Origin of the sequence: Peribacillus psychrosaccharolyticus ATCC 23296 (assembly GCF_000305495.1) — a bacterium.
Taxonomy (GTDB): Bacteria; Bacillota; Bacilli; order Bacillales; family DSM-1321; genus Peribacillus; species Peribacillus psychrosaccharolyticus.
The window spans coordinates 35,839-60,868 of the sequence record NZ_AJTN02000200.1 but is presented as its reverse complement, the minus strand read 5'-3'; the positions used below and the strand labels follow the sequence as shown (position 1 = coordinate 60,868).

Annotated in this window: 30 protein-coding genes and 1 pseudogene; 19 read left to right on the top strand and 12 right to left on the bottom strand. The window is 39.6% G+C overall.

The annotated features are described in order from the left end of the window. The coding region (locus WYK_RS13025) for an HD-GYP domain-containing protein (RefSeq protein ID WP_040374925.1) at positions 1–983 on the top strand (983 nt) is incomplete at its 5' end. Positions 984–1,022: 39 nt separating this feature from the next. Here WYK_RS13025 and yunB read toward each other — a convergent pair. Together yunB and WYK_RS13015 are read right to left on the bottom strand one after the other, a co-directional pair. Then, on the bottom strand, positions 1,023–1,775 hold the full coding sequence (yunB, locus tag WYK_RS13020; RefSeq protein WP_040374915.1) for a sporulation protein YunB: 753 nt from the start codon (positions 1,773–1,775) through the stop codon (positions 1,023–1,025). Positions 1,776–1,847: 72 nt separating this feature from the next. Further along, positions 1,848–2,780, bottom strand: a complete 933-nt coding sequence (locus WYK_RS13015) for a M23 family metallopeptidase (RefSeq protein WP_235782501.1) — start codon at positions 2,778–2,780, stop codon at positions 1,848–1,850. A gap of 241 nt (positions 2,781–3,021) precedes the next feature. On the opposite strand from WYK_RS13015, the gene lipA reads away from it, so the two are divergent. Next, positions 3,022–3,945: a lipoyl synthase gene (lipA, locus tag WYK_RS13010; RefSeq protein ID WP_040374913.1), complete on the top strand. Its 924-nt coding sequence runs from the start codon at positions 3,022–3,024 to the stop codon at positions 3,943–3,945. Between the two features lie 55 nt (positions 3,946–4,000). On the opposite strand, the gene WYK_RS13005 is transcribed toward lipA, so the two are convergent. Continuing rightward, entirely contained in the window at positions 4,001–4,543 is a 543-nt protein-coding gene (locus WYK_RS13005; protein ID WP_161629133.1) for a YhcN/YlaJ family sporulation lipoprotein, read from the bottom strand. A gap of 205 nt (positions 4,544–4,748) precedes the next feature. On the opposite strand from WYK_RS13005, the gene WYK_RS13000 reads away from it, so the two are divergent. Next, positions 4,749–5,021: a YutD family protein gene (locus WYK_RS13000; protein ID WP_040374912.1), complete on the top strand. Its 273-nt coding sequence runs from the start codon at positions 4,749–4,751 to the stop codon at positions 5,019–5,021. Between the two features lie 50 nt (positions 5,022–5,071). Here the strand turns inward: WYK_RS13000 and WYK_RS12995 are convergent, their stop codons facing one another. Beyond that, positions 5,072–5,326: a hypothetical protein gene (locus WYK_RS12995; protein WP_040374911.1), complete on the bottom strand. Its 255-nt coding sequence runs from the start codon at positions 5,324–5,326 to the stop codon at positions 5,072–5,074. Positions 5,327–5,373: 47 nt separating this feature from the next. Then, on the bottom strand, positions 5,374–5,640 hold the full coding sequence (locus WYK_RS12990) for a DUF3055 domain-containing protein (protein ID WP_051387497.1): 267 nt from the start codon (positions 5,638–5,640) through the stop codon (positions 5,374–5,376). Positions 5,641–5,793: 153 nt separating this feature from the next. On the opposite strand from WYK_RS12990, the gene WYK_RS12985 reads away from it, so the two are divergent. Together WYK_RS12985 and WYK_RS12980 are read left to right on the top strand one after the other, a co-directional pair. After that, the gene (locus WYK_RS12985; protein WP_040374909.1) at positions 5,794–6,231 is read left to right on the top strand and encodes a DUF86 domain-containing protein; all 438 of its coding nucleotides are present in this window, start codon (positions 5,794–5,796) and stop codon (positions 6,229–6,231) included. Positions 6,232–6,253: 22 nt separating this feature from the next. Then, complete coding sequence (locus WYK_RS12980; protein WP_040374908.1) at positions 6,254–7,018, top strand: TIGR01457 family HAD-type hydrolase; 765 nt, start codon at positions 6,254–6,256, stop codon at positions 7,016–7,018. Between the two features lie 79 nt (positions 7,019–7,097). On the opposite strand, the gene WYK_RS12975 is transcribed toward WYK_RS12980, so the two are convergent. Continuing rightward, complete coding sequence (locus tag WYK_RS12975) at positions 7,098–7,592, bottom strand: phosphatidylglycerophosphatase A family protein (RefSeq protein WP_040374907.1); 495 nt, start codon at positions 7,590–7,592, stop codon at positions 7,098–7,100. A gap of 144 nt (positions 7,593–7,736) precedes the next feature. Here WYK_RS12975 and yutH point away from each other — a divergent pair, with 144 nt between their 5' ends. From yutH to thrB, 6 genes are all read left to right on the top strand, one after another. Further along, positions 7,737–8,738: a spore coat putative kinase YutH gene (gene yutH / locus WYK_RS12970; RefSeq protein WP_040374906.1), complete on the top strand. Its 1,002-nt coding sequence runs from the start codon at positions 7,737–7,739 to the stop codon at positions 8,736–8,738. 100 nt (positions 8,739–8,838) lie between these two features. Beyond that, positions 8,839–9,849 carry a 2-hydroxyacid dehydrogenase gene (locus WYK_RS12965; protein ID WP_040374905.1) on the top strand — a complete coding sequence of 337 codons (1,011 nt, stop codon included), beginning with the start codon at positions 8,839–8,841 and terminating at the stop codon, positions 9,847–9,849. Further along, positions 9,846–10,757, top strand: a complete 912-nt coding sequence (locus WYK_RS25650) for a L,D-transpeptidase family protein (protein WP_235782500.1) — start codon at positions 9,846–9,848, stop codon at positions 10,755–10,757. Before WYK_RS12965 ends, WYK_RS25650 begins: the two co-directional genes overlap by 4 nt. 203 nt (positions 10,758–10,960) lie before the next feature. Beyond that, on the top strand, positions 10,961–12,259 hold the full coding sequence (locus WYK_RS12955) for a homoserine dehydrogenase (RefSeq protein WP_040374904.1): 1,299 nt from the start codon (positions 10,961–10,963) through the stop codon (positions 12,257–12,259). Further along, positions 12,256–13,317, top strand: coding sequence for a threonine synthase (gene thrC / locus WYK_RS12950; RefSeq protein ID WP_040374903.1), 1,062 nt, complete (start codon positions 12,256–12,258; stop codon positions 13,315–13,317). The genes WYK_RS12955 and thrC overlap by 4 nt, the downstream gene beginning before the upstream one ends. Next, on the top strand, positions 13,314–14,249 hold the full coding sequence (gene thrB / locus WYK_RS12945; RefSeq protein WP_051387496.1) for a homoserine kinase: 936 nt from the start codon (positions 13,314–13,316) through the stop codon (positions 14,247–14,249). The genes thrC and thrB overlap by 4 nt, the downstream gene beginning before the upstream one ends. 47 nt (positions 14,250–14,296) lie before the next feature. Here thrB and WYK_RS12940 read toward each other — a convergent pair whose 3' ends face one another. After that, positions 14,297–14,533: a NifU family protein gene (locus tag WYK_RS12940; protein ID WP_040374902.1), complete on the bottom strand. Its 237-nt coding sequence runs from the start codon at positions 14,531–14,533 to the stop codon at positions 14,297–14,299. 131 nt (positions 14,534–14,664) lie between these two features. On the opposite strand from WYK_RS12940, the gene WYK_RS12935 reads away from it, so the two are divergent. Continuing rightward, the gene (locus WYK_RS12935; RefSeq protein WP_040374901.1) at positions 14,665–14,997 is read left to right on the top strand and encodes a YuzD family protein; all 333 of its coding nucleotides are present in this window, start codon (positions 14,665–14,667) and stop codon (positions 14,995–14,997) included. Between the two features lie 35 nt (positions 14,998–15,032). Here WYK_RS12935 and WYK_RS12930 read toward each other — a convergent pair whose 3' ends face one another. Next, on the bottom strand, positions 15,033–16,100 hold the full coding sequence (locus tag WYK_RS12930) for an NAD(P)/FAD-dependent oxidoreductase (protein WP_040374900.1): 1,068 nt from the start codon (positions 16,098–16,100) through the stop codon (positions 15,033–15,035). A 249-nt stretch (positions 16,101–16,349) separates the two neighbouring features. Here WYK_RS12930 and WYK_RS12925 point away from each other — a divergent pair, with 249 nt between their 5' ends. Both WYK_RS12925 and WYK_RS12920 read left to right on the top strand, forming a co-directional pair. Further along, positions 16,350–16,586, top strand: coding sequence for a YuzB family protein (locus tag WYK_RS12925; protein ID WP_040374899.1), 237 nt, complete (start codon positions 16,350–16,352; stop codon positions 16,584–16,586). 138 nt (positions 16,587–16,724) lie between these two features. Beyond that, positions 16,725–17,087: a HesB/IscA family protein gene (locus WYK_RS12920; RefSeq protein ID WP_040374898.1), complete on the top strand. Its 363-nt coding sequence runs from the start codon at positions 16,725–16,727 to the stop codon at positions 17,085–17,087. A gap of 41 nt (positions 17,088–17,128) precedes the next feature. On the opposite strand, the gene WYK_RS12915 is transcribed toward WYK_RS12920, so the two are convergent. Continuing rightward, positions 17,129–17,770: an SDR family oxidoreductase gene (locus WYK_RS12915; RefSeq protein ID WP_040374897.1), complete on the bottom strand. Its 642-nt coding sequence runs from the start codon at positions 17,768–17,770 to the stop codon at positions 17,129–17,131. A gap of 119 nt (positions 17,771–17,889) precedes the next feature. Beyond that, a complete protein-coding gene (locus WYK_RS12910) occupies positions 17,890–18,882 on the bottom strand; it encodes an NAD(P)/FAD-dependent oxidoreductase (RefSeq protein WP_040374896.1) in 993 nt (330 codons plus the stop codon). Between the two features lie 317 nt (positions 18,883–19,199). On the opposite strand from WYK_RS12910, the pseudogene WYK_RS12905 reads away from it, so the two are divergent. The 4 genes and pseudogenes from WYK_RS12905 (at position 19,200) to WYK_RS12895 (ending at position 21,960) form a co-directional block, all read left to right on the top strand. Next, positions 19,200–20,368 (top strand): annotated as a pseudogene (locus WYK_RS12905) (NAD(P)/FAD-dependent oxidoreductase). Between the two features lie 198 nt (positions 20,369–20,566). Further along, positions 20,567–20,689, top strand: coding sequence for a YuiA family protein (locus WYK_RS24940; RefSeq protein ID WP_161629132.1), 123 nt, complete (start codon positions 20,567–20,569; stop codon positions 20,687–20,689). Between the two features lie 133 nt (positions 20,690–20,822). Further along, positions 20,823–21,140: a YuiB family protein gene (locus WYK_RS12900; RefSeq protein ID WP_040374895.1), complete on the top strand. Its 318-nt coding sequence runs from the start codon at positions 20,823–20,825 to the stop codon at positions 21,138–21,140. 139 nt (positions 21,141–21,279) lie between these two features. After that, on the top strand, positions 21,280–21,960 hold the full coding sequence (locus WYK_RS12895; RefSeq protein ID WP_040374894.1) for a 3D domain-containing protein: 681 nt from the start codon (positions 21,280–21,282) through the stop codon (positions 21,958–21,960). A 40-nt stretch (positions 21,961–22,000) separates the two neighbouring features. Here the strand turns inward: WYK_RS12895 and WYK_RS12890 are convergent, their stop codons facing one another. Then, positions 22,001–22,798 carry a cobalamin-binding protein gene (locus tag WYK_RS12890; protein WP_326238849.1) on the bottom strand — a complete coding sequence of 266 codons (798 nt, stop codon included), beginning with the start codon at positions 22,796–22,798 and terminating at the stop codon, positions 22,001–22,003. Between the two features lie 6 nt (positions 22,799–22,804). After that, complete coding sequence (locus WYK_RS12885) at positions 22,805–23,287, bottom strand: divergent PAP2 family protein (RefSeq protein WP_040374893.1); 483 nt, start codon at positions 23,285–23,287, stop codon at positions 22,805–22,807. 240 nt (positions 23,288–23,527) lie between these two features. Here WYK_RS12885 and WYK_RS12880 point away from each other — a divergent pair, with 240 nt between their 5' ends. Beyond that, complete coding sequence (locus WYK_RS12880; protein WP_040374892.1) at positions 23,528–25,027, top strand: leucyl aminopeptidase; 1,500 nt, start codon at positions 23,528–23,530, stop codon at positions 25,025–25,027. Positions 25,028–25,030 lie beyond the last annotated feature (3 nt).

Sequence of the window (25,030 nt, the reverse complement as noted above, 5' to 3'; positions counted from 1 at the left end):
CGAATAATATGATTAAGCGGCTTATCGAATTAGATATCCCTTTTGTATATATTGAGGATGGACGGACCTTACATATTAAGCCGAATCCCTCTCTTCCAGATAAAACAAGAAATCAAGCGGTACTGACCATTCAAGAAACATTTAGTCAACTTAATAAGAAACAAAAAATTAGTGATTCCTTTGTTTTAGAAAAAGCAACCAAGAAATTTACTGATCTTGTCCGCTCTATTTTGACGGAAGTGAATAATAATAAAGAATTACTGTCCTTGTTAACTGATGTGTATGCCTATGATCATTACATTTTTACTCATTCGCTTAATGTTGCCTTATATTCTCTAGCAATGGGACTTGAGCTTAAATTAAATCAGAAGCAAATGGAGATTCTCGGGTTAGGTGCCATCATGCATGATGTTGGCAAAATGATGATTCCAACTGAAATTATTTTAAAACCAGGCCGCTTGACGGAAGATGAATTTGAAACAATGAAGAAACATTCCGAGTTTGGTTTTCAATTATTACGAGGAGTACATACCATTCCTTTGCTTGTCGCTCACTGTGCCTACCAGCATCACGAGAGGCTTGATGGGACAGGTTATCCAAGAGGATTAAGCGGCGAGGATATTCACTTTTATGGAAAAATTATAGCGGTGGCGGATGTTTTTGATGCAGTGACGTCTAATCGAGTATATCGTAATGCCTTGCTGCCTCATGAAGCATTAGAAATTCTCTATTCGGGTGCAGGTACACAATTTGATGTGAAGATTATTGAAGCGTTTAGACGGTCGGTTGCTATTTATCCAGTCGGACTAGTTGTTGAACTAAGCGATGGACGAAAAGGGATTGTTTCTAAACAAAACACGGGGATGGGGGAACGACCGATCATCGAGATTATTGAAGAGCAGGGAAACGTGTTGGAAAAGGTGTATGAGCTGGATTTACTCAAACATAATCATTTAGTCATAAAAAAATGTCATGTCGAGTAAAAGGTGAAAAGAGAAACGGGATTGTACCCGTTTCTCTTTTTATTTTTCCCCTGAATCTCGTACGGAAGGTGTTATAAGATTTCGATCGGTTCCATAAAAATTTGGCACCCTGCCAGGAATATAACGGCCTCCAAGGTTAATCACCTGCTCAACTGGCGTTTCTTCTTTGAAGGTTGGAATGACAACCTCCATATGAACACCTACACGAGCAAATAATTCTAAATACGTATTATTAATCCCCGCACCTGTAGATTTGAATTCATAGTCCATTTCAACGTGGCCCACCAGAGCCATTTCAACAGGAATTTTTGGTCCTATATTTGCTAAAATAGAGGTTCTTGTAACTACGCCTAGTGGTATATAATAAATCACTGATTTTAATTGATTTTTATTGGGTTTTTTCTGAAATGGGTTTTGATTACTTATTCCTAATTGATCTTGAATATCCTTTATAGTTTCCTCTCGAACTTCATTATATAATTTAGGATTAAAGCTATAGGATGGGGCAGGGTCTCCTGTTTGATAATGGGTCAAGACAATATCATTGTCGGGCAGTTCTTTAGACAGGTTTTTATGGAACGAATCATTAATGACTTCCGTTGCCGCGCGTTTAATTTCTTTCTGTGCCACTTTCATAATCACAGGCTCAATAGCTTTATCAATAAACCAAATTGAAAAGCCACTGCAAATGAGAAAGATTATAAAGGTATAGATGAAAATCTTTTTCAAGGAGAGAATTCCTCTAAAGAACCTCTTTAACTCAATACTTGGTTTAGCTCTCTTATGAAACATGCTACCCCCCCTCCTTAAAACGTATGCTTTAGGAAAAGGGATATTTCTTAATACTAAAAAATTCCTCCGCGATTATTGCCTAGCTTTTAAGGTATCCTTTCGTTCCCAAACACGGAGGTGAGGGTAAGGGTCAAAGCTCCATTCCAGATTACCATTATCTTTGTAAAGTCCGAAATGCAGATGAGGCGGGAATTTTCCGGCTGTCCCAGGTGGCCCATATCCAGTGCTGCCTACACTTCCAATTACTTGTCCCGGTTCGACAATCTGACCTACTTTTAAATCTTTCGTGAATCCATTTAAATGAGCAAAATAGTGGTAGGTATTGTTCATGTCGCGAATTCCTATCCGCCATCCGCCAAAACGATTCCATCCTTTCATTTCAATGATTCCATAGCAGGTAGAACGAACAGGTAACCCATAATGGGCAAAAATATCTGTTCCTTCATGCGAGCGTCTTCCTCCCCATCCACGGGCAACTCCCCAAGTACTGTGGAAGGTATAGTCCGTCCCCACAGGAACAGGAAATGCTTTCTCCTGCAGGTCGATTCGATTAAACTTCTTATACATTTGTGCGTTTCCCATAATGATTCCGACTGCTTTATCCCGTTTATAATAATTCCAAAGCGCAATTCGGATATTATCATCATCTGTTCCATAGGATAAAAGATGCTTGGCAAAAGTGAACAGCAGATCTTCATCATTGGTTCTATCTGCCAGTCCATCACCGTTTCCATCTAAACCGGATCCGCCGAAAAAATTGATAGAAAGGGGATTTTGATCGTTTGGCTCAGGGTTAAGAACCCCGGACCATTTCGAAGGTTTAATTTGAATCGCAATGACACCCGACAGCGGTTCAGATTTATTTGAACCTCGGATACTATATTCATACTGATCGGCAGCAGCTAAATAATACCAAGGAATTTGCAAGGCAGTTTCCATGTTTTTATAAAGTTCCATCCGCTTTTGATAAATGACTTCAGAAGAATGTGCTGTTGATGCCGCGATGCCCGTTCGATGTTCTCTTGGGAAACTTAAAATTATAATAAAAACAACGAGTACTAATTTCCACTTCACCCATCTAGTCTCCTTCCTAGTCTATTACATCTAGTTTGCTATTACAGGTCAAAAAACATTATTTTAAAATTATGGAAGATCGACCTATAACTTGTTGAATAATTGTTTATTTGGTAAAGTGGCTATTAAAGACATACTTCCTGTTATTCACAATGAGAATGGAGTGACGTTCATGGCGACTAAAGAAGAGCCTCTTCGTAAACCGGAATGGCTTAAAATTAAGCTCAATACAAATGAGAACTATACGGGTTTAAAAAAAATGATGCGTGAGAAAAATTTACATACTGTATGTGAGGAGGCAAAGTGTCCCAATATTCATGAATGTTGGGCAGTAAGGCGGACAGCCACCTTCATGATTCTCGGAGCCATTTGCACAAGAGCCTGCCGTTTCTGTGCGGTTAAGACAGGTCTGCCGACAGAGTTAGATTTAGCAGAACCTGAAAGAGTGGCTGATTCGGTTGCTGCGATGAATTTAAAGCATGCGGTCATTACGGCTGTCGCTCGAGACGATTTAAAAGACGGTGGTTCGGTTGTATTTGCAGAAACAGTTAGGGCCATTCGCAGGAAAAATCCATTTACATCAATTGAGGTGCTTCCTTCCGATATGGGCGGGGTATACGAAAATCTAAAAAATCTAATGGATGCGAAACCAGATATTCTCAATCACAATATTGAAACGGTACGTCGTCTATCAAATCGAGTTCGTGCACGTGCTAAGTATGATCGGTCATTAGAACTGCTGCTTAGAGCCAAGGAGATGTATCCAGATATCCCAACCAAATCAAGTTTAATGATTGGATTAGGTGAAACAAAGGAAGAAATCCTTGAAACCATGGATGATTTATTGGCGAATAAGGTGGATATTATGACAATTGGACAATATTTACAACCGTCGAAAAAACACCTTAACGTGCTTAAGTATTACACACCAGAAGAATTTAATGAACTAAAGAAAATAGCTATTCAGAAGGGCTTTAGTCATTGTGAAGCGGGACCAATGGTTCGTTCGTCTTATCATGCGGATGAGCAGGTAAATGCAGCCGCCAAACAAAAACAGTTAAAAGGAGATGCAATGCTCCTTAAGGAAGAAGTATAAATGCAAAAAAAAGCCCCCTATTTTAAACGGGGGTTTTCTAATCTCATCCAGTTGATTACATGGACGTTTCACCTTTCATTTTGCCATTTTCATTTTCCCCATCAGAAAGCTTATTGCCTTGTGGTGACTTTAACATCAATTGAATAATGGAATTGATCGCCGGATCAACATCACGACTTTGAGTAGAATGAACTGAAAAATCTTCAATATCACGAGCCAGCACATTATTATCACTGACATATATATGATAGTAGCGCGGGACTGCAGAGGCAGCCGTCCGTTTAACTTGATCAGCTGTGACAAAGCGGTTAGAAGTATCTGTGGAGTAAACCACTAATACTTTTTCGTCAGTCACTAAAGTCGATGCTTCTTTAACATTTGGCAGTTGGACAGTAAGTTGAGTAATAATTGATGCAAGCTGTTCACGATCAACCGTTGGTGTTTGATTGTTGATTTTCTTCCCATTGATGGTGGCATTGGTTAAACGAGTAAAACCAAAATCCTGGGGAGAGTTATCTTTGTTTTGGTAATCTTCATCATAAATCGTAGCTGGAGAATTAATTTGGCTAGGATTTGCTTGATTACGATTCTTTTCCATACTCTCATTAGATTCGTGATTGTTGTCACTAGAACAACCCGTTAAGGCAATAAAAGAGCTTAAGCTGACGGTTAAGATTGTTTTTTTCAAGTGTTAAGCACCCCCTATTACATATCATGGACAGTTTTATCTAAATTTCGCTTAGAAAATCATGGAGAATACGTTATAATTTAAGGAACAAGTTATAAGCTGCGAGGTGATGAACATGATTAGCATCAATAATCTGAACTATGAAATGGTAGAAGAACAAAGGGACGGATATAATGAAGAAGCTTTTCTAGCTAGATATAGTGAGATATTGACTAAGTATGATTATATAGTCGGTGATTGGGGCTATGGTCAATTGCGGCTTCGCGGGTTTTTTGATGATCAAAATCAAAAGGCAACCTTTGATACGAAAATAAGTACATTATCAGAATATCTGTATGAATACTGTAATTTTGGATGTCCCTACTTCGTAATGAAAAAGGTTAAATAGTTAAGGAAGATGGACAATCACTGCCGCATGGCTAGTGGTTGTCCATTTTATTATTGTTTACGTTTTTTTAGATCTTCAGGTACAGCTGCACCAGGGTATTGTCTTGGCAGGTTTTCTTGCAACGATTTATTTTCATAATTAAAAGCACTTTGGAACGATTGTCCTTCTTTCCAATCTGAGCTTTTATTTTCAACAGGTGAACTTGCTGCTCGTGAAGAACCGTATGAACCTTCTGGAAATTCCTCTGGTATCAGGGAATGACGTTGTTTTTCAACATTAAGGAAATCATGATAATTATCGGTCATTGGTATCATCCTCCCTTTATAGGATGTCCATATGAAGATGGAGCATGCTAAACGATTTCAGTTAAGAATAAGTGCAGTTCTTCTGCTTCTTCAGCAGAAATCTGAAAGGCATGCTCAAGGTAGCCTTCTTCATCTAAATCATCAGGACCAATGATGGCAAAACGATTGCTTTGCATATCAAGAATAAGCTTTTTTCCATAAAATCGATCAGTCATTACAATAGCTAAGTCATAGCGGATTTCACTTCCGACAAAGCTGACAAAACGAGTTTTCGTATCAACGAGGTCATTGTATAAAAAATCAAACTTTTCCACGGTGATCCCTACTTCCTTTATTTTCTTTTATCATAACAATCCACAGCCGTATTTAATAGCAGATTCGTCGGTAAGGGACGGAATTATGGTATTATCAAGTGGAGGTAAGGCATGTTTGATATATGACTAACCAGAGAGAAGGGGTTTGTGAGAATGTATTTTGTGGATAGAGAAAGAATAGAAATGTTGTTAGCTTTTCTAGAAAAACAGCTTGCTTCCTATCGTGAAATTAAGAATTGGGAAGAACGCCAATCTAAACTTGCTTTAGAAAGAATTATACAAACATCCATTGATGCCGTACTAGATACGGGTAATGCAATGATTGATGGATTTATTATGCGGGACCCCGGTAGTTTTGAGGACATTATTGATATTCTCCTCGATGAAAAGGTAATCACAAGTGAAATGGCTGTCCAATTCAAAAGTTTACTGCCGCTTCGAAAAAAATTAATCCAGGATTATCTGGAATTAGATTTTACAGAAACGTCCGTACTATTTGATGAAAATTTGGAAGCATTTCAACTATACCCTCATCACATCAGAACCTACTTAATAAATGAATTAGGACCAGTATCTGCTTTTAAAAACTAAACAACTGGTTGGAGGTTATCAATTGACACACTATAAAGGTTACCTTATTGATTTAGATGGAACAATCTATAGAGGAACAGAGAAAATTGAAGAAGCAGGTGCTTTTATTGAGGGCCTGGTTAAACGAAAGATTCCCTATTTATTTGTTACGAATAATTCATCAAGAACACCTGAGCAGGTGGCAGAAAAATTACGTGAATTTGGAATAGAAGCAAAGGATGATCAAGTCTTTACAACGAGTATGGCGACAGCTAATTTTATTGCAGAACGAAAAAGCGATTCGACTGCTTATGTAGTGGGAGAAGAAGGAATCATTGCCGCTCTTCAAGCAAAGGGGATTCACATAACGGATGAAAAACCAGACTTTGTCGTTATGGGGATTGATCGTGGTATCAATTATGAAAAACTGACAAAAGCATGTCTTGCTGTTCGAAACGGTGCATTCTTTATCTCAACAAATGGTGACATTGCTTTGCCGACAGAACGTGGTTTTCTGCCTGGAAATGGTTCGATCACATCGGTTGTTACGGTTTCAACCGGCGTGCAGCCGGTGTTCATTGGTAAACCGGAATCCATAATTGTAGAACAGGCTTTGAAAGTGTTAGGAATCAGTAAAGATGAAACGATTATGGTCGGTGATAATTACGATACGGACATCCTAGCAGGAATTAATGCTGGAATGGACACCTTGCTTGTCCACACAGGCGTAACAACAAAAGAACATTTGACTAAATATAAGGTTAAGCCAACACATGTACTTGATTCTCTTGATCAATGGGAATTTTAAAAGATAACGTAAAGCCGGTCCAATGGGGCCGGCTTTGTTTAGTTAAAACCGGATCCTTAAACATAAACTTAAACCAAGTTTATTCTGCGTTATCATCTCGATGCGCAAGACGGCTTGATGCGGCGGCAGCAATGGCACCGACAATATCATCTAGAAAAGTGTGAACCTTCCCGCTGCTCTTATCATTAAGATGTTTGAGGATTCCAGGTTTAAGTTTATCGACATATCCATAATTAGTGAAACCTATTGAACCATAAACATTTACAATTGAAAAAGCAAGAACCTCATCGACACCATATAGACTTTCGTCCGTTTCGATGATCGCTTGAAGAGGCTGCTCTAGCATATTTTGCTCAGCAAGCATATCCAATTGAATGCCGGTTAAAATTGCGTTTTGAACTTCTCTTTTAGAAAGGACACGTTCGACATTATGGATACAATCCTTTAACTGTAAATTTTCATGATAACTAGATTGTAAAAACATCACGAGCTCTGCAATATCCTTTATCTTTACTCCACGCTCCAGCAGCCATCTTTTTGCCGTCTGTTCAGATACATTTACTTTTTCTGTCATGTAATCACCCGTTTCTCTAACAATTTGTACAGCAAAGCGCTTATTATCAAAATGTATTCTAAAATTTAGAAAATCATTCAGAAATCCTTCTCTTTCATCATATGTTTAAGTAGTGCAGCCACTTTTAAAAAAAGGCGGGGGAATATGATTGAGCAAACAATCTTTGATCAGTATGGTATCACTGTAGATAAGGAAGAAAAAGGAAACAGATACCCGACCTTCCGTTCAGGCGAAGCCATTTACAGCATCATCCCATTAGAAGAAGTGAACGAGGAAGAGTTAACTGAAAGACATCAAATGTCTGAGCATTTAGCTCTTCAGGGAGATAGGTATGTTTCAAGATTTATTCTTTCCAAAGAGGGGAGTTATATTTCTGTAACGGAAGGTCAATTATTTTTATTGCTGGAGAACACCTCTCAAGAAGAGGGGAGAAGCACGCAAATGGGCAGGAAACTAGCCAAGTTTCATCACCGGGCACGTTCCATTGCGACACCGATTAAGGTGTGTTCTAGAGTGGGTGAATGGAAAGGACTTTGGGAGCAGAGAATTGATCAGCTGGAAAGAATGTGGAATGACAAATTAGTCGCACATCCGAATAATTCATTTGAGAAACAATTTATTGAAAGTTTTCCTTACTATATGTCCCTTTCAGAAAACGCAATACAATATTTAGTAGATACTGAAATCGATGATACACCTGTTATGACGGACGGAGGAACCGTTTGTTATGAAAGGTTTACTAATGATATCTGGAGTGGAAAACCATGTATCAAGAACCCATTTGATTGGGTATTTGATCATGGAAGTCGAGATATAGCTGAGTGGACTAGGGAACATTACTTTGCAAAACCACTTACCCATCAGCCGGAAATTACAGAATTCATGATTGATTACCAAGCACTCGGAGCGCTGTCTAGCTTTTCGGCACGCTTACTCTATTCGCGGCTGCTGTTCCCTATTCATTATGTAGAAACAATTGAGGAGTATTTCTCGAACCCGAAAGAATCTAGAGCGAATGAATTGGAAGATAAGCTGAATGCCTATACAGATACGGCACATTATTATGAGGAGTTTTTAAAGCGATTTTATGAAATAGCTCAGGTTCCTGCAAGACAGTTGAACATCCCATCCATTAGTTGGCTGTAGGTAACATAAAAGAAAATTTAGAAAATTTACTTAATCTGTTTTCCGCCCTTTTTTACTATGTTATGATAACGATAACCAAACACGGAAAGGGGATTACAGAATGAGTAAACCGTCCGTTTTTATTACAAGGAAAATGGTTCCCGACATTATTGGTAACTTAAAGAAACAGTTTGAAGTAAGGATATGGGATTCGGAAGAAGATGCAGTTCCCCCGGAGATTTTGCTTGAAGAGGCAAAAAAGGTCGATGCATTATTCGTAACGATTTCGGATAAGATTGACTCCAGCCTATTAGCGCAAGCTGAGAATTTGAAGGTAATCGCTAATATGGCAGTAGGCTACGATAATATTGACGTGGAAGCTGCTAATTCTAAGGGCATTGCTGTATGTAATACCCCAGATGTTTTAACAGATACAACGGCTGATTTCACCTTTGCACTTTTAATGGCAACGGCGAGAAGGGTAGCCGAAGGTGCAGAAACAGTTAAGCAGGGAAACTGGCAATCGTGGAGTCCGTTATTACTAGCTGGTCATGATATTCATCATAAGACATTAGGAATAATTGGGATGGGAGAAATCGGTGAAGCGGTTGCTAAGCGTTCCCTTGGGTTTGAAATGGAGATTCTCTACCATAATCGGAATAGGAAGCCGTTCGCTGAGCAGCATCTAGGGGCTGTTTATTGCAGCTTTGAAGAACTGCTTGAACGTTCCGATTATGTTGTCTGTATGACCCCCTTAACAGCCGAAACCGAGAATATGTTTGATGCGGAAGCATTCAAACGCATGAAGGATTCAGCCATTTTTATTAATACGTCTAGAGGACGCGTTGTTGATGAGGACGCATTACATAAAGCACTTGTTCAAGGGGAAATTGCCGGGGCAGGGCTGGATGTATTCACAAATGAACCAATTGAATCTGACCATCCATTGATTTCATTACCAAATGTGCTTGCTACACCTCATATGGCCAGTTCAAGCATAGAAACAAGGATAGAAATGATGAACTTGTGTTCAGAAAATATCAGTAGAATTTTAACTGGAAGGAAACCTAAAACATTAGTTAATAAAGAGTGGTTGTCAGTAAAAGAAGATATTGGAGGATTATCTACTTGAAAAAAAGAATTATATGTACGTTCGTACTGTTCCTTTTCATTCTTAGTATAAGTCATCCAAAGGAAACATTAGCTGCTGAATGCGGCAAGACTGCTTTCAACATTATTTTAAAGGAAAAAACGGACCTGAAAGAAAAAAAAGATCATACATCAGTCACAGTGAAAACGCTGGCGAAAGGAAATAAGTTAGCTGTGGTCGAGCGGAAGAACAGCTGGTACCAGGTTTGTTATAAAAACCGCCCTGTTTATGTTAAAGCTCATTCTGCCAAAGAAGTCTTCACCACGGACGAAAAAAGATTCATGAACAAAGCTCTTAAGGAAAAAGGAGCAAAACAGGTTTTGACTGTCATAGGAGAAAAGAATACAAGTACAAGTGCCGCCATTCGAGCATATGAAATCAAGTATGGAGAGTGGCGAAGAGTATTGATTAAGATGTCTGGGGTCGTTGGAAAAAAAGGCTTCACAAACCAAAAAACAGAGGGTGATGGTAAAACCCCAATAGGAATGTATGCGTTTGGGACAGCCTTTGGAAAAACAAAAAAGCTGGATTCGATAACGTGGCCTTACAAAGAAACAACGAAGAATGATTTCTGGGTAGATGATCCATCATCAAAAGATTATAACAAATGGGTGCATTACAAAGGGAATCCAAATAAAAAGTGGAAATCCTATGAAGTGATGAATCATCCGCTTTATAGATATGGGGCTGTAATTTCGTATAATATGGACCCTGTTATTAAAGGGAAGGGCAGTGCCATTTTTCTTCATGTCTGGCGGGGAAGAGGAACAAGTACCGCTGGATGTGCGGCAACAACAGAGAAAAATGTTGTCCGTATTCTTTCTTGGCTTGATCCTGCACAAAATCCGCAAATTGTTTTGTCTTCAAAAACTAGTCTAAAGAATTTGTAGGTATGAAAGTAGTGCTTTCCATAATGGAAAGCACTTTTTAAAAAAAAATCTCAATGTATTCTGCTAGTTCATAAGGATTCAAACAGTGTAATGAGGAAAAATGGGGAGGCACCTATTGAAATTTTAGAAAAATAAATTTATAATGTCTACTATAGAAGAACAAATGTTTTTAATGGATATACAGACGGCAGGGGGAAACGTAAATGAAAACTATCTCAATAGGCCTACTAGGACTCGGAACGGTTGGATCTGGAGTAGTAAAAATCATAGAAAGAAATCAGGATAAGCTAATCCATCAAATTGGCTGTCCCGTTCGAATAAAGAAAATTCTTGTTAAAAATTTGAATAAAGAACGTGATGTGGAAGTTCCTGAAGAGAAGCTTACTTTGAATCCTGCGGATGTATTAGATGATCCGGAAATCGATGTCATTATCGAAGTTATGGGAGGGATTGACGAAACGAGAGCCTATCTCTTAGAGGCTTTGAAAAATAAAAAGCATGTAGTAACAGCTAACAAGGATTTAATGGCTTTATATGGTTCAGAGCTGCTGACAGTTGCGACTGATAATCAGTGTGACTTATTCTATGAAGCTAGTGTTGCTGGAGGTATCCCGATTCTACGTGGGCTTGTAGATGGATTATCGTCGGATCGGATTACAAAAATGATGGGCATTGTGAATGGTACCACCAATTTTATTCTTACGAAAATGAGTAAAAACGGCAGTGCTTACCAAGATGTATTAAAGGAAGCGCAGGCACTTGGATACGCAGAAGCAGATCCAACTGCGGATGTCAGCGGACTAGATGCTGCGCGTAAAATGGCGATTCTTTCTACACTGGGATTCTCAATGAATATCGATCTAGCAGATGTGAAGTATGAGGGCATCACGGGAATTTCAGAGGAGGATTTAGTATATAGCAAGAGGCTTGGATATACGATGAAGCTTATTGGTTTATCTTCTAGAGATGGTGATAAGGTAGAAGTAAGTGTTCAGCCTGCCTTGCTTCCTGAACATCATCCTTTAGCATCTGTGAACAATGAATATAATGCGGTTTATGTCTATGGAGAAGCCGTCGGGGAAACTATGTTTTATGGTCCTGGTGCGGGAAGTCTGCCAACTGCTACAGCTGTAGTATCAGATCTCGTCTCTGTTATGAAGAATATGAGATTAGGTGTAAATGGGCGAAGTGCTGTTTCACCACAATATTCAAAAACACTTAAGAAGCCTTCAGAAGTTAAGGCGAAATTCTTTTTCCGTCTGCATGTAAAGGACGAAGTGGGAGTACTTGCGAAAATCACCACACTATTTGCAGAACATGGGGTCAGCTTTGATAAAATACTACAATTGCCGATGGAGGAAGAGCACTCGTCGGAAATCGTGCTTGTAACACATCGTGCAACTCTAGAAAATTTTGAAAAAATACAGCAAAAAATGAATGATTATGAAATCGTAAAAGAAATCAAAAGCACGTACCGTGTTGAAGGGGAGAATGGAAAATGAGTTGGAACGGACTGTTAAAAGAATATAGAGACTATCTGCCAATCAATGATGAAACACCGGATTTATCCCTTCATGAGGGAAATACTCCCCTTATTAAATGTAACAACCTTTCTGCGGAATGGGGAATTGACCTTTATGTAAAATATGAAGGGTTAAACCCAACAGGTTCTTTTAAGGATCGCGGTATGGTGATGGCCGTTGCTAAAGCGATTGAAGAGGGAAGTGACGCAATTATTTGTGCTTCCACTGGAAATACGTCTGCTGCTGCGGCTGCGTATGCGGCTAGAGCGAATATACGTTGTATCGTCGTCATTCCAGAAGGAAAAATTGCAATGGGAAAACTAGCACAAGCTGTCATGTATGGAGCAGAAATCATTTCGATTGAAGGTAATTTTGATAATGCGCTGCAAATTGTCCGTAATATCAGTGAGAATGCCCCCATTACACTAGTTAATTCGGTTAATCCTTACCGGATTGAAGGACAGAAAACAGCAGCTTTTGAGATTGTAGATGTTTTAGGTGCTGCTCCCGATATTCTTGCCCTTCCAGTTGGAAATGCTGGGAATATTACAGCCTATTGGAAAGGATTCAAGGAATACAATGAAAAGAAACAGACAGGGCTTCCCGAGATGAGAGGCTTTGAAGCCGAAGGTGCAGCGGCTATTGTTCACAATCGTGTGTTTGAGGAACCAGAAACAATTGCTACAGCAATTCGGATTGGAAATCCTGCAAGCTGGAAATTTGCTGTAGAAGCGGCTCAAGAATCAAACGGTAAGATTGACGAAGTGTCTGATGCAGAAATACTAGAAGCGTATCACTTATTAGCGAGTAAAGAGGGAATTTTTGCTGAACCAGCCTCATGTGCCTCGATTGCTGGGATTCGTAAACAGCTGGCCAGCGGAGAAATCAAACGCGGTTCTAAGATCGTGGCTGTATTAACCGGAAATGGTTTGAAGGATCCGAATGTGGCTGTTGAGACGAGTTCAATCAAAGCGGAACTGCTGCCAATGGATGAAAAAATCATCATTGAGCATCTGCAGGGTGCGGTAAAAATATGAATGAAGAGGCAATGTTTTCAATCAAGGTTCCAGCAAGTACCGCAAATCTTGGCCCAGGATTCGATTCTATTGGACTCGCGCTTGCGCTGTATTTAGAGGTCCGTGGAAGGTTTTCGGAAAGGTGGGAAGTGATTCCTCTATCAGAAGATCTTAAGGTTTTTCCTGCCGATGAAACGAATTATATTGTCTCTATCGCAAAAAAAGTGGCTGCAGCCTATAATACAGAACTAAGGCCATGCTGTTTGACCGTATGCAGCGACATTCCATTGACTCGTGGATTAGGAAGCAGTGCATCTGCGATTGTAGCAGGGATTGAACTTGCCAATATTGCTGGTAATCTTCATTTATCTACAGAGGAGAAAATCCGTCATGCATCCTTATTGGAGGGGCATCCAGACAATGCTGGTGCATCCGTTTCTGGTGGACTTGTTGTCGGCTGGCATTCGGAGAAGGAAACACATTTAATTTCGTATCCTCTTGAAGGTATCAAGGTTATTGCAGTAATTCCAGATTATGAGCTTCGGACAGACGATTCACGCAATGTCTTACCTAGAAGCTTAGGGTACCAAGATGCGGTATTAGCCAGTGCATCAGCTAATGTTCTGCTGACGGCTCTATTAACCCGTAATTGGGAGCTGGCTGGGGCAATGATGAAAAAGGATAGGTTTCATCAGCCATATCGTAGTACGTTGGTTCCTCATTTGGCAAAAGTTGAACAAGCTGCGGCGGATAAAGGTGCTGTCGGGACAGCGCTAAGCGGGGCTGGACCTACGGTATTATGCCTAGTGGTGGAGGAAAAAGCCGCTCAGGTTTTGGAGTGTTTGGCAAATACTTTTCCATCATACACAGTTCAGATGGTTGATATTGACAATGAAGGAAGCAAGGCAATGGTTTATGCACGAGGAGATGGAATGGAGACAGGTAAAAAGTAAAACAAAAAGCTGGCCTATATAGGCCAGCTTTACTATATTGAAGTTACTTAGAATACTTGTTCAACTTCCACTACGCCAGGTACTTCCTCAAGAAGAGCGCGTTCAATACCGGCTTTAAGGGTAATTGTAGAACTTGGGCAGCTGCCGCATGCGCCAAGAAGACGTAACTTAACGATTCCTTCATCTACGTCTACAAGCTCACAGTCACCGCCGTCACGAAGAAGAAACGGACGAAGCTTATCTAAAACTTCTTGAACCTGTACTTCCATTGTCTGTTCAGACATTGCAATCGACTCCTTTCATACTCTTTATTATAATGCTCAGTAAGCAAAAAATCCATCTGTAACTACGTATAAAGTTTTCAAACAGGCCTTATTTTTAAATTCAGGAGAATATAGTTAGGGGATGTTAAATAATGAATTATAAAGAGACAGAAGTACAAGTATTTGGAGCGGAACAGGTTTGTGCAAGCTGTGTAGGAATGCCTTCATCGAAAGAAACGTATGAATGGCTTGGAGCTGCACTAAATCGGAAATTCCCAAATCAACATATACAAATGAGATATTTTGATATCGAAAGTCCACATGATAACCCTGTTATTCAACAATTTGTAAACAGAGTAATTGAAGAAGATCTTTTTTATCCCATTGTCTTAATAGAGGGAGAAATTATGGGGGAAGGCAATCCAAGGTTAAAAACCATTGCTGCTAAATTAAAAGAATATGGGTATGTGGAAGGAACAGAATAAAAACAAGCTTGCAGAAAGTTTCTGCAAGCTTAAGGTTATCCTCTATGATTTTTGTACATCCAAAGAATGCCCGATTTTAAGAGACGTGCCACTCGTCCTGTAATTGGACGTTCGGCTACAAGTCCAAAGCCTTGCTTCTTACCTAAAGAGCCTAATGTACCTTTAAGCTTAATCAATGGGAAGCTTTCAGGAAGTGGTTGATTGGCCCACTTTTTTTGAAGGACCTGAACGATTTGTTCAGCTTGTCCTTCTGCTAACTGCGCACTTGGAGCATGTGGAAGACTCGCGCAATCTCCTACTACAAAAACACTGTCATCAGATGGAAGAAAATGTTGTGGTGTGAGAATAGCCCGGCCTTGTTTGTCTTTTTCAATGTCCATTTCTCTGACGATTCTATTCGGTCGGATCCCAGCTGTCCAGACAACTACGTCACTCTGTGTAGGCTGATCATTATTATAAAGAATATTTTCTTCTACTTTTGTAATATTTGCATGGTGGACTATTTCGACACCATGCTTCGTGAACCATGATTCCACATACGTGTACAGTCTTACTGGAAACGTAGATAGAATATGCGGACCACGATCAAACAGTTTCACCTTTAGGTCAGGACGGCTTTCACAAAGCTCACTAGCGAGTTCAATTCCGCTTAACCCTCCGCCGACAATCGAAACCGTTCCCCCAGAACCAAGGTTATTTAACGCTTGGTATGTACGGCGTGATTTGTCTATTGTTTGTATGCTGTACGTAAACTCATCTGCACCTGGAACACTGTGATATTTATCTTCACAACCAAGACCGATAACAAGGTCATCGTAAGGCACTGGTTTTTGATTTAGAAGAAGTACTTGTTTATGTTCTAAGTCTATAGAATCAATTTCGCCGTAAACCTTTTCAAGTCTTGGGTGATCAGGAAACCCGACGCGTATATGCTGATCTGGAATCGTTCCAGCAGCTAGACCGTAGAATTCTGTTTTTAAACTATGGTAAGGATTACGATCAATAAGTGTAATGGATACTTCGTCCGGAAGATGGCCAGGAAGCAATCGCTCAAGGATTCGCATCCCTCCATACCCTCCGCCTAGTATGACTAAGTTCTTCATGTATAATTCCCCTTTGTGCAACCAAGAGTCACTACTCATTTCTGAGCGCAATTTACTCTCGTTGCAGATATTTCCCCTAAATCCCCGTATGTCCGCGCAATTACTGCATTATATACCACTAAAAAGTATATCTAAATTGTCGATAAATCACAACTAATTATATAACTATTATGATAATTATAAGCTAAATGAATTGACTGTTTAGAAAAAAAGGGATAGGATAATCTGTTAGTAATGTGAGGTGAGAGTATGAAGCCTATAATTGAATTTTGTATAAGCAACTTAGCCAGCGGAGCACAGGAAGCTTTAGAACAATTAGAACGTGATCCGAATTTAGATATTGTTGAGTATGGATGCCTCAGTCAATGTGGTAAATGTGCGGCAAGTCTTTATGCTTTGGTTAATGGTGATCCTGTATCTGGAGAAACGACAGAAGAGTTGGTTAGTAATATTTATCAATACCTTAAAGACAATCCAATGTTCTAATTGAATGGTTATCATAGATAAAGGTGCTTTTTTAAAAGATATCCCTGTTTTTGGATTGGAAAGTTGAGAAGCAACTGATTTTAAGTATATACTAATAAAGAAACATTCCTCATCAAACTTATAAAGGGAGGGTTTTAAATGAGTGAAGTAGTAACAATTACAGAAGCTGCGGCTTTTCAAATAAAAGAAATGATGAAACACAATGAAGAAGAAGGTTCCTTTTTACGAGTAGCTGTAAAAGGAGGCGGCTGCAGCGGTCTTTCATATGGTATGGGCTTTGAACAAGAAGCTGGAGAAAATGATCAGCAGCTTGAACAGTTTGAAATCAAAATCCTCGTCAATAAAAACGATGCTTCGATTTTAAATGGAACGGCTATTGATTACAAACAGTCCTTAATGGGCGGCGGCTTTACCATAGAGAATCCTAATGCCATCGCTTCTTGCGGATGCGGATCATCTTTTAAAACAGCGAAGAATGAAGGAACACCAGAAAGCTGTTAATACAGAAAAGAGGCACCTGAAATGATTTCAGGTGCCCTTTTTTATAATTCAGAGATTGCTTCTTTGATTGGGACATTTCCATTCAGAATTTCAAAAGTTTGATTGAACGTTTTTTCGTCATCTAATGAAGAAACGAGAACTTGTGCAACATCTGCCCGAGAGATCTTTCCTTTCGGATCTTCAAGTTTATTCTGTGCAATAATTTTCCCTGTACCTTCGTCATTCGTCAAAGCGCCTGGACGAACAATGGTATAGGTTAAACCACTTTGCTTTAGATGCTCATCAGCATCAAGCTTAGCCTTGAAATAGTGTTGCATGCCTTCGGGTCCTTGTTCCGGTGTGTCAGATCCGATTGCACTTAACATGACAAAGCGTTTTACTCCAGCTTTTTTTGCTGCATCAATTAACGAGATGGCCCCATCCCTATCAACGGCCGTAGTTTTGTCAGGGCCGGTTTTAGGTCCAGAACCAGCTGCAAAAATAACTGCAGAGACACCTTGGACTGCTTGATCAAGATTTCCTTCGAGATCAGCTAAGACCGGTTCACCACCCGCGTTTTTGATATCCTCACTTTGTTCCTCTTTTCGAATCATAGCGAGTGCCGTATGATTTTCTTCTTTAGCTAATAAGTTTACAATTTGTCTGCCTGTTGTGCCATTTGCTCCAGCTACTAATACTTTCATATCGAAACACCCTTTCAGAAATTACTTATTCATTTTTTACCCTTAATAAAGACAGGTAAACAAAAAGGAACCAAGTAGAAGGTGTTTTTCATCCTCCACTTGGTTCCTTTAATTGATTCTTAGAACATTGACGTACTGTGCATCGGTTGGATTCGTGCCTTTGGATCGATATATTGCTTGGCGTTGTTGACGGCCGTAGGCGCTTCGCCGAAGCCGCTGGCAATAAGTTTTACTTTACCATCATAGGTACAAATATCACCGGCTGCGTATATGCCTGGAATACTCGTTTCCATTTTTGAGTTCACAACAATTGTATTTTTTTGCAGTTCAAATCCCCAATCTTTAATTGGTCCTAGAGAGGATACAAAACCGTAATTTCCGATGACGGCATCAACATCGATCACTTCTTTATCTTCACCATTTGCATCCTGCACGACCACTTGCGTAATGGCTTCTTCGTTACCAAGAAATTCAGCAGGGATGAATGGGGTTTTAATTTCTACATTTGATTTTTTTAAATTCTCAACACTATGTTCGTGTGCTCTGAATTTATCTCGACGATGAACGATTGTTACTTTTTCAGCGATGGGTTCAAGCATAAGCGCCCAATCAACTGCGGAATCTCCTCCACCGAAAATCACCACTTTTTTGCCGGCGAAATGATTTAAATCATCGATGAAATAATGAAGGTTTTTCCCTTCGTATTTAGCCGCTTCATCCAATTCAATTCTGCGTGGCTGGAATGCTCCGTTACCAGCTGTGATAATAATGGCTTTTGTAAAATGTGTACCACCATTAGTTGTTAGCTTAAACACACTATCAGCTTGTTTTTCAACGGTTTGCACAGCTTCTTCAAGTACAACAGTTGGTTCGAATTTAGACATTTGCTGTTTTAAATTATCGACAAGCTCCTGTGCCCGTACTTTTGGAAAGCCTGCTACATCGTAAATGTACTTTTCTGGATATAAGGCGGATAATTGTCCGCCCAGCTGAGGCAGACTTTCTATAATTTTCACAGACGCCTGTCTCATACCGCCATAAAAAGCGGTAAATAAGCCAATAGGGCCGCCTCCGATAATCGTTATATCAAATACTTTTTCATTCTCTTCCAAGCTAAATCCCTCCGATAAAAATTCGAAATTTATTTTACTATCTTATCATAGATAATCAAGAACTAAACGCAAAAACCTCTATATTCAGAAACTTATTAAGCTTAGTTTGCCCCTATTTCTGACCCTCTCTCTTAATAAACAAGGAAAACGAGGAATGAACAGAAAACCTCAGAAAATAAAAAAACAAAAAATCCAAAAAAATGAATTGTTAATAATAAAGAATATGGAAACAATAAAACATAATCGTAAAAGGAAAGGCAGAAGTGATATTCTTGAAAACAAAAATCGTAATTCTTGGGGCAGGATACGGTGGATTAATGACTACCGTACGCTTGCAAAAAAAATACGTACAGATGAAGTAGAAATTGTACTGATTAACAAAAATAACTACCATTATGAAACGACTTGGCTTCATGAGGCTGCAGCTGGTACCCTTCGAGACGACCAGGTTACCTATCCAGTTAAATCTGTGATTGATGTTAAAAAAGTTGCATTTATTCAAGCATCCGTTACAAAAATTGCAACCGCAGAAAAAAAAGTGATGACCAATATCGGTGAGGTTTCTTATGATTATTTAGTTATAGCCCTCGGCGGTGAATCAGAAACGTTTGGCATTAAGGGCTTGAAGGAATATGCGTTTTCAATTACGAGTGTAGATGCAGCAAAGCGAATACGCGAACATATTGAGAGTCAATTTTCAACGTATCAAAATGAAGCTCTAAAAAAGGAAGAACGATTAACAATCATAGTCGGCGGTGCAGGTTTCACAGGGATCGAATTCCTTGGTGAACTGGTCAATCGCATACCGAAGTTATGTAAAACATATGAAATTGATCAAAATAAGGTGAAGATTTATTGTGTAGAGGCAGCAAAAGCGGTACTTCCTGGTTTTGACCCAGAATTGGTTGAGTATGCAGTAGCCTATCTTGAGAAAAGAGGGGTTGAATTTAAGATTGGAACACCCATTAAAGGTGCTGACCCAGAGGGTATTTTAGTAGGTATTGGTGAAGAAGAGACACAAGAAATTAAAGCGGGCACAGTGATTTGGGCGGCTGGGATCCGCGGAAGCTCCGTAATTGAAGAATCAGGTTTTGAAGCGAACCGATGCCGAGTAAAGGTGGACCCAGATTTACGGGCTCCTGGTCACGAAAATATTTTCATCATTGGAGACTGTTCCTTAATTATTAATGAGGAGATTAATCGTCCCTATCCTCCCACCGCTCAAATTGCGCTGCAGCAAGCAGATGTGGTAACCAATAATCTACTCGCATTATTACGCCAAGAAACGAACTTAACTGCGTTTAAGCCTGATATTAAAGGAACAGTATGCTCGCTTGGGGAACGTGATGCAATTGGTATCGTCTTTGGAAAAAAATTAAAAGGAAAACCGGCTTCAGTAATGAAAAAGGTAATTGATAATCGTGCACTTTTCTCTATTGGCGGCACAAGTACCGTATTAAAGAAAGGAAAGTTTAATATTCTCTAAAAGACAAGCTGTTAGGAATCTTCCTATACAGCTTTTTAAATATTCAGTTAATTTTAAGGGATAGAGAGAAAACAGTAGAAAACCATAACTGTATGCGGTTACATTAAGGGTTTTTCGTTACTTTTGAGATTTTCCTTATTTCGCTATTTTTGTTAAACTATCAGAAAATTAAAATTATTTATAAGGAGTTGATGAGAAATGAAAGGAAAGGGAAATACTTGTGAATATTGTTCTGGGCAGGGATATTTTCAATTACTTCTTGGCGGATCGGAAACTTGCAACGGTTGTGATGGCAGCGGAAAAGCAGGGGAAAAATCCTGATTGTCTTTATTAAAAGATAAAAATCAGAAAAACAACGTAATCATTGATTCCATTTTTATCTATCTGAGGAATTGACGTGTCCCTTTTCATTGAGTAAACTGAGAGTGATGCTTCTTGAGGAGGGTCTTTGACTATGGCGTTGCCTGTTTTAATTATATCTGTTGTTCTATTTTTTCTGCTCTTTTTTGGAATCGGTTTTTTATTAAATATGCTGTTCCGGTCCTCATGGGTTATGGTGATTATTTTCCCACTTGTTACGATCTTTATCGTAAATGGTGAGAAAATGATTGAATACTTCAGAGCTCCCGGCAGAGTATTTAGTACACTTGGTACTAAATTTTCAAATCTTGCAGTTGCTGACATCACTATACTTTCCAGTGGTCTAGCTGGAGCTATCTTAGCAGGTGTTGTCATTAAAATTTTGAGAAAACAAGGGTATCAAATGTTTTAAAATCAAGCAGGCAGCCGAATCATGGCTGCCTGCTTTTTGCTAATCCGAAAGAACCAATCTTAAGTCAAATTCCATGAATCCTGCATACTTCATCGTTTTTCGGGAAAGAAATATGATGATAAGGGAGTGGAATTACTATATGGAAAAAATGAAAATCGGGATTAAAAGAACGGCCGTCAGCTTGTTATTTATAACAGCATTCTATACGACCTTCTGGCAGGTAACAGGGGTCGGCGCTCAATTTAGTCAAACAGAGGATTCAAAGAAGTTCTTATCTCTGGATAATAAAAAGACTCATCATATAGGTCTGGAATCAATTAAGAAAACTTTCTTAGGGCACGGTTTAAAAGTTCAAGCAGCAGAAATTCAACCATCTATAGAGGATGAAATCGATTTTACTCAATATCCAGTACATACTGTGACAGCGACAGGCTATACCGCAGGATATGAATCAACGGGCAAATATCCAGAAAGTCCTACATACGGGATTACCTATTCAGGTGTTAAGGTAAAAAGAGATTTGTATTCTACAGTCGCTGCAGATTTAAATGTCTTCCCATTAGGGACGATTCTTTGGATTCCTGGTTACGGGTACGGAGTAGTAGCGGATAAAGGCGGAGCAATCAATGGGGATGAGCTTGATTTGTATTATAATACCGTTGCTGATGTATATTCGGACTGGGGGAAAAAGACCCTTGATGTATACATTATCGAAAAGGGAAAAGGCTCTTTAACAGAAAAACAATTGGCTGCTCTCAATGAAGATAAAAATCTGCAAGTTTTTCGAGAACAGATAGTTGGAAAAACGAAAAAAGAATAAATAGTAAAAGAGATGGTCGAACAAAGTTCAACCATCTCTTTTATTTATCGGTAAGATGCTGAAAATGTTCGGGATGCAGAAGTAAGGCTAATTTCTCTAATCCATCAAGAAGGCGCGGCGATGGACGGCAATATAAAGGTTCTTCTAAAATAAGGAGTTGATCTTGCTGAACAGCGATCATATCCGTCCAGCCAGGTCTTTTTTTTACGAGCTCAGGTTTAATTTTGCTTGTAGGAACGCCGACCCAAGCTAAAAGTATAAATGCTGGGTTGTGTTTTCGTACATCATCTGGCAGAACTTGAATGCTTGCAGCATCTATGGTTTCAAATATATTGTACCCCCCGGCCAGCCTGCTGATTTCTGTCAGCCAATTTACTCCACCTGGGCTGAATAAGGGATTCGGCCACCATTCCCAGTAAAGAGGCGTTTTCTGTTCTATCCTTTTAGCTGTTTCCTCGTACTGCTTTATCCGTGACCTATAGGCATGAACGACTGCAGCAGCTCTTGTCTCCATTCCTAGGGCATCACCAAGCGTTAGTAGGTCCTTAGCAATATCATCTAACGATTGTGGATTGAAAGTCAGGTGAGGAATGCCACGGTCTTGAAGGGCTATAAGGTTTTTCTCCATTCCTGGGACACTTAAAGATGCCAATACTAAATCAGGTTTCAGTTTTTCTACTAGGTCAATATTTATGGATAAGTCCGGGCCTAACCGGGGCAGATGCTGCACAGAGTCAGGCCAATCTGAATAATCATCTAAAGCAATCAACTGGTCTTCAACACCTAAATAGACACAAAGCTCAGTATTACTAGGACATAACGAAATGATTTTCATCATGAGAACCTACCCTTCAAATAATACAAAGTGAAGAAAGAGTGCTATGAAAACACCTGTTAATCCGCCGAAAAATACTTCAATTGGTTTATGCCCGAGCAGTTCTTTAAGTTTCCGCTGTTTTTGCTTTTCTTCTTTTTGCTGCCAAGTCTTTGCTTCTGAGACAAAGGTGTTAAAATCCACTACCAGTCTGTTGAGTACCGCGGCTTGTTCACCTGCCTGGCGTCGAACTCCAGTAGCATCAAACATCGTAATGATGGCAAAGATGGCTGCAACTGAAAAGATGGGAGACGTTAGCCCCGCTTCAATACCCACCGCCGTCGCCAGCGCAGTGACTGCGGCAGAGTGTGAACTTGGCATGCCGCCTGTTGAGGTAAGAAGAGACCAATCCAGCTTTTTTAATGCGATAAAGTGAATAGGAACTTTGATGAATTGAGCAAAGAATATCGCAAGTAGAGCCGCGATTAAGGGAAAATTAAAAAGTAAATCCAAGGGGCATCTCCTTCTTTCTATTTTCAACGCGATCGGAACGCTTGAAAAGATAATGATATGTTATTCGGTGAAAAAGTAGTTATTTCCTGCTAAGAAATCCTGTTACTTTATTCATAAACATGATTAAGGGGCTCTAAACCATTTTTACAAAAAAATAATTAATAAACAGAAAATATGTGCTATATTCGAAATATCTTGAAAACTTAGATATAATTAATTTACGAAATAAGGGAGGTAACTATGTATACCATAAATAATCATTTTCAAATAGATCATCTTGAGGAATGTCTTCTTATCAGTGTCTTTGATCAGCCAGCACGGCTTGAAGGAGCAGGGAAATTGGCCGATGAAAAATTAAATGGTCAATTGACCGGACTGTTAAAGGCCGGTGAAATTTCTGGAAGACGTAATAAAGTAACGAAGGTACATACATTAGGACAACTGGGACCGAAAATACTATTGTTTGTCGGTCTCGGTAAACGTGACACAGTCAGCTTTGAAAGCTTGCGTGAATCATTTGGGGCTGCTTTTAAATTGATTAAGAACTCCCGTATTTCTGAGATTTCAGTAGCACTCGATACATTCCATACTGAGCACGTAGATATCCAAGATACAGCTCATGCCTTTGGGGAAGCATTTCAGCTTTCCACTTATGAATTTGCGGGGTACAAGCAAAAATCTAATGAGAAGCAAAAGCATATCGAAACAATTACAATTTACAGCGAAAGCGACAGTCAAGACTTAAAAGCATCTCTTGAGGTTGGACATGTATTTGGCAAAGCAACCAATTCCGCTAGAACCTTAGTTAATATACCGGGAAACCTTTTAACATCGACGGATTTAGCTGAGTACGCCTCTGAACTTGGCAAAAAATATGATTTTGAAACAGAAATATTAGATAAAGAAGACATGATTAAACTTGGGATGGGCGCACTTTTAGCTGTTAACCAAGGATCTACAGAACCGCCAAAAATGATCGTATTGAAATATCAGGGTAAAGAAGAATGGAAAGATGTCATCGGACTTGTCGGCAAAGGGGTTACATTCGACACAGGAGGATATTCCATTAAAACAAAGGCAGGCATCGTCGGGATGAAAACCGATATGGGCGGAGCTGCGGCAGTGCTTGGTGCTATGGAAATTATCGGTGAATTAAAGCCTGAGCAAAATGTGGTGGCAGTCATTCCTTCGACAGATAATATGATCAGTGGAAACGCGTTTAAACCAGATGATGTTATTACTTCAATGAGTGGTAAAACTATTGAAGTCCTAAATACGGATGCAGAAGGACGATTGGTACTTGCCGATGCTGTCACCTACGCGAAACAGCATGGCGCAGAGTACTTAGTTGATGTGGCTACACTGACTGGAGGGGTTATCACGGCCTTAGGAATGGATATGACTGGCGCAATGACTAATAATGAGGATTTATTCATCGAAGTCTTAGAAGCCTCTCATGAAGCTGGTGAGCCGATTTGGAGACTCCCGATTACTGAGAAAGATAAGAAACGGGTAAGAGGAAGCCGCATTGCGGATCTAAACAACTCACCGGGAAGTCCAGGACATGCGATCATGGGCGGCGCATTTATCGGTGAATTTGCAGAAGATACCCCATGGGTTCACCTGGATATTGCCGGAACATCAACAACAAATTCCCTATCAGAACTCGGGACGCCTGGTGGTACGGGTGTTATGACTAGAACACTTGCCACGCTTGTTGAACGCTTTGGAGAAAAATAAAAA